The sequence below is a fragment of the Promicromonospora kroppenstedtii DSM 19349 genome (genome assembly GCF_000515355.1).
GTDB lineage: Bacteria > Actinomycetota > Actinomycetes > Actinomycetales > Cellulomonadaceae > Promicromonospora > Promicromonospora kroppenstedtii.
Genome location: NZ_KI911608.1, coordinates 12,726 through 14,437, shown reverse-complemented (window position 1 = coordinate 14,437; position 1,712 = coordinate 12,726). Strand labels below are relative to the sequence as shown.

Genomic DNA, 1,712 nt, shown 5'->3' with positions numbered 1-1,712 from the left:
GGCTCGTACTCCGGCAGCCGCACGGGCGGCGGGGTGCCGAGCGCGAGGACGGCGTCGTCGGCGTGCAGGGTGCCGCCGTCGGCGAGGGTGAGCAGGACGCCGGGCGCGTCCGCTGTGCCAGGGCTCTCCGCGGAGCCGTCCCCGACCCCTGCGTCGTCCCCGACCTCCGTGACGTCCACCACCGTGCCCCGCACGTGCCGCACCTCGGACCCCGCGGGGACCGGGACGGACCCGAGCAGCTCGGTGAGGTACCGCCCGAAGTCGGCGCGCTGCAGGAATGTGCCCGGTTCCGCGGGCACCCCGGCGCTCGCGCACCAGCGCAACAGGTGCTCGGGGTCGTCGTCGAACGCGCTGAGGCGCGCGACCACGGCGTTGAGGGTGTGCCGGGGGTCGGTGGTCCGGTAGGGGAGGCCGCGGCCGGGTGTCTCCGCGGGATCGACCAGCACGACCCGTACGGACCGCTCGGGCCCGAAGGACGCGGCCGCACGCAGGAGGTGGGCCGAGAGGATGACGCCGGCGGCGCCGCCGCCGATCACGGCGATGGTCCGCTGCATGGCCCGAGGATAACGGTTGCAGCCAGACAGATGTATTACCGCGCATGGGACATGAGGTACATTCCGGCTAAAAGACGTGAGCGCGCCCCGTCGCGCCCAGAACCCGGGGAGCCATGACAGTCACGACGACCACCCGGTCGGAGCGCCTGACCGACCTCGCGGGCCTGGCCGACCTCACGCCGCTGAGCGAGACCACGAGCAGCCCAGACCCCGCCAAGGTGTACGAGCGGCTGCGCACCCGCTGGGGCAACGTCGCGCCCGTGCTCCTGGAGCCGGGCGTGCCCGCCTGGCTCGTGCTGGGGCACCGGGAGCTGGTCACGGTGCTGCGCAACGAGGGCCTGTTCTCGCGCGACGCGCGCAACTGGGGCCTGTTCACGGACGGCACCGTCCGCGCCGACAGCGGCATCGGCGGCGTGCTCGCGCCGCGCGACGGCATCTACTACGTGGACGGCGCCCGCCACCGGCACCTGCGCAGGCTGGTCGACGACGCGTTCGAGAGCGTCGACGAGCACCGCCTGAAGTCCACGGTGGAGTACTGGTGCGGCCTGGCGCTGGACCGCGTGCTGGCCCAGGGTGAGGCTGACCTCGTCAGCGACTACGCGCGGGCCGTCCCGCTGCTGGTCATGTCCACCATGTTCGGGCTCGACCCGGAACAGGCCCGTGCGATGCTCGGCCACTCGCGGCGCGTCTTCCAGGCGAAGGGCGCGGCGGGCCTCGAGTCGCTCAACGCGCAGCGCGCGCTCATCTCGGACCTGGTCGCCGAGCGTCGCAGGACGCCGTCCGACGACCTGACCTCCGCGATCCTGCGCCACCCCAGCGCGCCCACCGACCTGGACGCGCAGAGCGCCGTGTCGGCGACCCTCATCCTGGGCAGCGAGTTCGAGGTCGGGTGGATCACGCAGGCGCTCCGCATGCGGCTCACCGACCCGCGGTTCGACGGCCGCTCGGGCGGGCGGCTCTCGGCGTCCGACACGCTGGAGGCGGTGCTCGGCTCGACGCCGCCCGCGCCGAACGCGGCGCCTCGCTTCGCCCTGGCCGACACGACGCTCGGGGACCGGGCGGTCGCCGCGGGCGACGCCGTGGTACCCGGCATCCTCGGCGCGAGCGCGGAGTCCCGCGGCGGCGAGGACGACATCTGGCTGGAGTCGGGCAACCTCT

2 protein-coding genes are annotated in these 1,712 nt (G+C 74.2%); one reads left to right on the top strand and one right to left on the bottom strand.

The genetic code is table 11. The annotated features are described in order from the left end of the window. On the bottom strand, positions 1-554 hold a 554-nt coding region (locus PROKR_RS33775; RefSeq protein WP_036959638.1), incomplete at its 3' end, for an FAD/NAD(P)-binding protein. A gap of 113 nt (positions 555-667) precedes the next feature. On the opposite strand from PROKR_RS33775, the gene PROKR_RS33770 reads away from it, so the two are divergent. Next, positions 668-1,712, top strand: a 1,045-nt coding sequence (locus PROKR_RS33770) for a cytochrome P450 family protein (RefSeq protein WP_051432643.1), incomplete at its 3' end; no start/stop codon positions are given.